We start from the raw sequence: 6,545 nt of genomic DNA on the forward strand, positions 1-6,545 counted from the left end.
TGTTTTGCCTCCAGCTTCCTTCAGATTCCGCGTCACCACGGACACCCTTGCTCTTGGCTAACCTCTACTTCTGTCTTCGGGGTTCGGGACTTACACCCTATAGTTCATGTACATGCCGGGCGCACAAGGAGAAAGGAGAATTTGAGTACACTCAAATTCTCCTTTCATCAATTTTCGGCCTCCATTTATTTGACCCGTTATTCATGAAATTTCCTCCACGGTAATGTATATTGTTTTTGATATACTTTTTCACTCAACAGTAGATGGAGGAACTTCAATGCAGCAATTGATCGATATAGGAGTCAATTTAACGGATAAGCAATTTGACAATGATCGAAAAGAAGTGATTGAACGGGGGATCGAAAACGGTGTCGTCCAAATGATATTGACTGGCGCCAGCTTAAAAAGCAGCAAACAAGCTTTGGAAATTGCAAAGAACTATCCAAACACGCTGTTTTCCACTGCCGGCATTCATCCCCATGATGCAAAAACTTTCACGAATCACACAATGAATGAATTGGAAAAGTTGGCACAGCATGACGAAGTGATTGCCATAGGGGAATGCGGCCTGGATTTCAATCGGATGTTTTCTCCCCAAGACATTCAAGAAAAATGTTTTGAAGCCCATCTGGAGTTGGCAAGAAAACTTTCAATGCCACTCTTTTTGCACGAACGCGATGCCCATGAACGCTTTTGCGAAATTTTTGCGGGCTTTCGCGATTTGGCGGAAAAATCGGTGGTCCACTGTTTTACAGGCAATGTAGAGCAAGTGAAAAAATATGTTTCGATGGGATTTTATATAGGAGTCACTGGATGGATTTGCGATGAACGTAGAGGACAAGATTTGCAAAACGCAGTAAAATTCATTCCTCTGGACCGTTTATTGATTGAGACCGATGCACCGTATCTTCTTCCACGGAACATGGAAAACAAACCCAAAAATCGTCGGAACGAACCGGCCTTTTTGCCGCATATCGTCAACGAAATTGCAAAATATATGGGTGTAGAACCGGAAGTTGTTGCAAAATCCGCAACAGAGAACACAAGAAAGTTGTTTAAACTGCCGGAAGTCTAATTTGACATGATGCTTTCATTCAGACGGCTGATCCGTCATGAATGAAAGCTCTTTCTTTAGTTTAAAAGCTGCCTTTCACATCGAAAGACAGCTGTACAAATTTAAATTTTGCCGATAACGACTTTCCATCTGTCAGGACCTTCTTCAATATATTCCCAAGAAAATTGACCTTCCCGTTCCATCATAAATTGATAATATAACGGTTTTGGATCGTGGTCATTGATCAGTTCCATATATTCGCCGGATTTCAACCCCTCAAATGTCTCAAAAATTTTTGCATGGCGAATTCTCGGTTCAAAATCCGGAGCAATTATACTGACAGAAATTTTTTTCATATTCGTAACCTCCATTTTCATTTCAATGCTTTCAACATCAATCATAGCTTTGTATTGATGAATGGGTTGTGAGATAAAACACACTCTGCAAAATTTTTTATTACAAACAATCCATCACTATGTTAAAGTAATATATAACATACATGTTTAAAGGTGTTGAATTTATGAATAATCAATCCATCCAATCCCTTCTTCAACAATTTGCTCCTTTTAAAGATTTGTCAGACCATGAAATGATGCCCATTGTGAATATTGCAAAATCCCGCCAGTATCAAGCAGGTACCCATGTATTTATGCAGGGGGATCCTTTGGCAAACGTTTACTTTATCCAAGAAGGAATGATAAAAATTTACCGCACCGATTTGCAAGGAAAAGAACAAATCCTTAATGTACTCGTTTCAGGGCAAATGTTTCCCCATCAAGGGTTTTTTAGAAAAGGAAATTATCCTGCCCATGCACAAGCGGTGGAAAAATCGCAATTGATTTATATTCCGATTCATTCCTTTGAAGAATTTTTAATGAAGAATCCTCAAGTATGTATAAAAATTTTCCGTATTCTGGGGGATTTAATCGTTGACCTGCAAAATCGTTTGGAAGAAAAAATTTTACAAAATTCTTATGAACAAGTCGTCTCCCTTCTGATCCGTTTGGCGAAAAACCATGGTCAAGAAATGGAAAACGATATTTTTATTATAAAAAATCAATTCACAAACCGCGATTTGGCCAACATGATTGGCACCAGCCGGGAAACGGTCAACCGTACGCTAAATCAATTGAAGAAAAAAGAACTGCTCCGGGTCAATAAAGAGGGCCATTTCATTCTGAATATCGGGCAATTGAAAGAGGAACGCTATTGATGGGGAACATTTTGAAGGATCATGAATGCCCTGTGAAATTCCGTAAACCAAATCAAAAAGGGGAATTTGAATACGCTCAGATTCCCCTTTTCATATACCTAACTTATTTAATTTACAGTAGTCTTGGTATCATTCCAAACCGGCTTGCGTTTTTCAAAGAACGCCCGGATTCCTTCCTGCGCATCGGGATGCTTGCTGTTCAAAGCAATCACTTCTGTCGCATAATTGAGCGCTTGGAAGTCTTCCATATGAATTTGTTGATAGAATTGCCGCTTCCCTAATTCAATGATATTTAAACTTTGTTTCGTCACTTCTTTTGCCAACTTTTCCGTTTCCTCATCCAGCAATTCGGCTGGAACCACTTTGTTTACAAGACCATGTTGAAGGGCCTCCTGCGCAGTAATAAAGTTCCCGGTAAACAACATTTCCACCGCTTTTTTTCTACCTATATTACGGCTCAAAAATACCGCAGGCGTACTGCAAAATAGACCGCTATTAATACCTGGTGTTGCAAATTTGGCTTCTTCGCTGGCAACCGCCATATCACTGGCTGCAACCAATTGGCAGCCGGCTGCAACCGCCGCTTTTTTCACTTTTGAAATAACCAGTTGCGGCATCTCGCGCATTGTACGCATCACTCTATAGCAAGTTTGGAAAAGCTTCAGCACTTCATTTTCTGTCTTTTCTTCAATTTCCCGCAAACTGTGTCCCGCACAAAAAACTTTGTCGGAACCTTCAATCACAACGGTTTTCACTTCCCGCGCCGCTGCGATCCGCTTCAATAGTTCATCCAATTCTTCAAGCAAATCCAAGGTTAAAGTGTTAAATTCCTGCATATTATCGATGGTAATGTAACCGATTTCCCCTGTTTGACGATATTGTAAATATTCCATTTCTCCACCCCTTTTCTTGTATAGTTTCATTTTGAATCTTCTGATTTTTCTGGTCAAGAAAATTAAATTTACTTTTTTCAACATTTTTTATGCCTTTTGGAAATCGGCTTTGATTCCAAGAAAAATCCTTCATAATTTTAATCCACATTTTGAAAAAAGCCGGTAACAGATCGACCATTGATTCGGCCCGCTCTTTCAAAGAATCCGGCTCTTTAAAGAGCACCTTTATGTTTAATAGGAAAGATAATGATAAAAACGGTTGGAGAAAAAACTGCAGCTAATTACGAATATCCCCTCTATATGCGGACTTTCACCCATTCATCCATTACTGCCGCACCTTTGCGGATACTTCCACTTGAGATGCTGGCAAATGCCCCGTCTTAATTGCCGGATGAACCCCACAATAAATGATGAATATATTACTATTGTATGTATGCCTAAAACGGACGTACGTTTAAGTCCATGTGGAGGGAGATCAGTCTATGTCGATGCCGAATATTCCCGACATCTCGCCCAAAATCAGTATAGACCGTGAAGATGTCATTAATCTTTTATTAGCTTCCATTGCATTGGAAGAAATTGGTTTAGCCCACATTATAAATGCGGAAGGTGAGAAAATTCAATTTGCCATTGGAAAACTGAACGAAGCCCCCACCCATCTTCCGACGACAACAGATTTAATTTTAAAAATCAACGACAGCGTTAACCATACTTTAACATCAACAATCCAAAAGGAACTTTTATTGGATAATAAATTAAAACAAGTAATTGAATTAATAAAGAATAAACATAAGCACTATTAATTTTTCATCTTATGGCATTAAAACTATCATCGTAGATTGATTTTTTGTTAATAGTAGATTTTGCAATGAAAATGGGCTTTTATTCCTTATCTCCTTTCCAACAAGGAATAGATTATAAACGACCGTATTGCCAATGGTCATTAACTGATGCGAAATCATCGAGTTACTCCCATGGTAACGCGTTTTACTTTTCAAGGAAAGGAGTTATGGAATGTCTCAGCCCAATCTACCGAATATAACCCCCAATATTACCATCAGAAGAGCTGACGTAATAAACTTACTCCTTGCTTCCATTGCAATGGAAGAATTAAGCTTGGCTCATATTCTTAACGCTGAGGGCGAAAAAATCCAATACGCGTTAGGAACAATTCCCGGTATTTCTGGGCTATCACCAGCAGCGTCCCTTGAAGATCTTCTACAAGTCAATAACAGTGTTCATGATACAATCGCAATGTCGATTAAGAAAGAATTATTATTAGACAATAAGCTAAAACAAGTTTCGGAGTTAATTACGGACACTGGAGGACCGACGGGGCCACCTGGGCCGACGGGACCTACTGGACCAACGGGACTTCAAGGTGCCACTGGGCCGACGGGACCTACTGGGCCGACGGGACCTACTGGGCCGACGGGACCGACCGGACCTCAAGGACCTACTGGACCAACGGGTAGATTTGATACAGATCAGCTTTTATTCTATGTAGTAGGTAATACAGGTACTGCAACAATACGTTTGGGTGAAACCCTAACTATAAGATCTAATACATTAGATATTGAAGTAACTGAAGGTTCTGCAATTGTAGATATTAATCTCGATCCAGTTCCAACAGGACCTACCGGACCTCAAGGTGCTACTGGACCAACTGGACCGACTGGACCTCAAGGTAATACTGGACCAACAGGGCCTACTGGACCAACAGGGCCTACTGGACCAACAGGGCTTACTGGACCAACAGGGCCGACTGGACCTACTGGACCTCAAGGTGCCACTGGACCTACTGGACCTACCGGACCTCAAGGTAACACTGGACCTACTGGACCTACCGGACCTCAAGGTAATACTGGACCTACTGGACCTACCGGACCTCAAGGTAATACTGGACCTACTGGACCGACTGGACCTCAAGGTGCCACTGGACCGACTGGACCTACCGGACCTCAAGGTAACACTGGACCTACTGGACCTACCGGACCTCAAGGTAATACTGGACCAACTGGACCTACCGGACCTCAAGGTGCCACTGGACCTACTGGACCGACTGGACCTCAAGGTAACACTGGACCTACTGGACCTACCGGACCTCAAGGTAACACTGGACCTACTGGACCTACCGGACCTCAAGGTGCCACTGGACCGACTGGACCTCAAGGTAACACTGGACCTACTGGACCTACCGGACCTCAAGGTGCCACTGGACCAACTGGACCGACTGGGCCTCAAGGTGCTACTGGACCAACAGGACCTTCTGGACCTCAAGGTGCCACTGGACCAACGGGTGCCACTGGACCGACGGGACCAACGGGTGCCACTGGACCTCAAGGTAACACTGGACCAACTGGACCGACTGGACCTCAAGGTGCCACTGGACCTACTGGACCGACTGGACCTCAAGGTAACACTGGACCTACTGGACCTACCGGACCTCAAGGTAACACTGGACCTACTGGACCTACCGGACCTCAAGGTAACACTGGACCTACTGGACCTACCGGACCTCAAGGTAACACTGGACCTACTGGACCTACCGGACCTCAAGGTGCCACTGGACCTACTGGACCGACTGGACCTCAAGGTAACACTGGACCTACTGGACCTACCGGACCTCAAGGTGCCACTGGACCTACTGGACCGACTGGACCTCAAGGTAACACTGGACCTACTGGACCGACTGGACCTCAAGGTAACACTGGACCAACTGGACCGACTGGACCTCAAGGTAACACTGGACCTACTGGACCTACCGGACCTCAAGGTGCCACTGGACCTACTGGACCGACTGGACCTCAAGGTAACACTGGACCTACTGGACCTACCGGACCTCAAGGTGCCACTGGACCTACTGGACCGACTGGACCTCAAGGTAACACTGGACCAACTGGACCGACTGGACCTCAAGGTAACACTGGACCTACTGGACCGACTGGACCTCAAGGTAACGCTGGACCAACTGGACCGACTGGACCTCAAGGTAACACTGGACCGACTGGACCGACAGGACCTCAAGGTAACACTGGACCTACTGGACCGACTGGGCCTCAAGGTGCTACTGGACCGACGGGACCAACAGGGCCGACCGGACCGACTGGGCCGACCGGACCGACTGGGCCTACTGGACCGACGGGTGCCACTGGACCAACGGGTGCCACTGGACCAACGGGTGCCACTGGACCAACGGGTGCCACTGGACCGACGGGACCTACTGGACCAACGGGTGCCACTGGACCAACGGGTGCCACTGGACCGACGGGACCTACTGGACCGACAGGGCCTACTGGACCAACAGGGCCTACTGGACCGACGGGACCAACAGGGCCTACTGGACCGACGGGACCAACAGGGCCTACTGGACCGACGGGACCAA

Annotated in this window: 6 protein-coding genes; 4 read left to right on the top strand and 2 right to left on the bottom strand. The window is 45.1% G+C overall.

Features of this window, described 5'->3' with window-relative positions; translation table 11 throughout:
• The first annotated feature begins 277 nt into the window (after nucleotides 1-277).
• Nucleotides 278-1,075, top strand: coding sequence for a TatD family hydrolase (locus ACFPOH_RS01505; protein ID WP_390308673.1), 798 nt, complete (start codon nucleotides 278-280; stop codon nucleotides 1,073-1,075).
• 101 nt (nucleotides 1,076-1,176) lie between these two features.
• Here ACFPOH_RS01505 and ACFPOH_RS01510 read toward each other — a convergent pair whose 3' ends face one another.
• Complete coding sequence (locus ACFPOH_RS01510; protein WP_390308674.1) at nucleotides 1,177-1,410, bottom strand: DUF2249 domain-containing protein; 234 nt, start codon at nucleotides 1,408-1,410, stop codon at nucleotides 1,177-1,179.
• A 164-nt stretch (nucleotides 1,411-1,574) separates the two neighbouring features.
• Between ACFPOH_RS01510 and ACFPOH_RS01515 the strand changes: the two genes are divergently transcribed.
• On the top strand, nucleotides 1,575-2,267 hold the full coding sequence (locus ACFPOH_RS01515; RefSeq protein ID WP_390308676.1) for a Crp/Fnr family transcriptional regulator: 693 nt from the start codon (nucleotides 1,575-1,577) through the stop codon (nucleotides 2,265-2,267).
• 107 nt (nucleotides 2,268-2,374) lie between these two features.
• On the opposite strand, the gene ACFPOH_RS01520 is transcribed toward ACFPOH_RS01515, so the two are convergent.
• Nucleotides 2,375-3,160 carry an enoyl-CoA hydratase-related protein gene (locus ACFPOH_RS01520; RefSeq protein WP_390308677.1) on the bottom strand — a complete coding sequence of 262 codons (786 nt, stop codon included), beginning with the start codon at nucleotides 3,158-3,160 and terminating at the stop codon, nucleotides 2,375-2,377.
• A 482-nt stretch (nucleotides 3,161-3,642) separates the two neighbouring features.
• On the opposite strand from ACFPOH_RS01520, the gene ACFPOH_RS01525 reads away from it, so the two are divergent.
• Nucleotides 3,643-3,963 (top strand): alpha-helical endospore appendage domain-containing protein, encoded by a 321-nt coding sequence (locus ACFPOH_RS01525; protein WP_342468469.1) that lies wholly within the window; start codon nucleotides 3,643-3,645, stop codon nucleotides 3,961-3,963.
• 211 nt (nucleotides 3,964-4,174) lie between these two features.
• Nucleotides 4,175-6,545, top strand: a 2,371-nt coding sequence (locus ACFPOH_RS01530) for a collagen-like domain-containing protein (protein WP_465270732.1), incomplete at its 3' end; no start/stop codon positions are given.

The sequence above is a fragment of the Ureibacillus suwonensis genome, from assembly GCF_042655065.1.
Classification (GTDB): domain Bacteria; phylum Bacillota; class Bacilli; order Bacillales_A; family Planococcaceae; genus Ureibacillus; species Ureibacillus suwonensis.

Bases quoted from the DNA above. Each gene is read 5' to 3' on its own strand.
- ACFPOH_RS01515 (WP_390308676.1), top strand. From the start codon at position 1,575: ATGAATAATCAATCCATCCAATCCCTTCTTCAACAATTTGCTCCTTTT.
- ACFPOH_RS01520 (WP_390308677.1), bottom strand. From the start codon at position 3,160: ATGGAATATTTACAATATCGTCAAACAGGGGAAATCGGTTACATTACC.
- ACFPOH_RS01505 (WP_390308673.1), top strand. From the start codon at position 278: ATGCAGCAATTGATCGATATAGGAGTCAATTTAACGGATAAGCAATTT.
- ACFPOH_RS01525 (WP_342468469.1), top strand. From the start codon at position 3,643: ATGTCGATGCCGAATATTCCCGACATCTCGCCCAAAATCAGTATAGAC.
- ACFPOH_RS01510 (WP_390308674.1), bottom strand. From the start codon at position 1,410: ATGAAAAAAATTTCTGTCAGTATAATTGCTCCGGATTTTGAACCGAGA.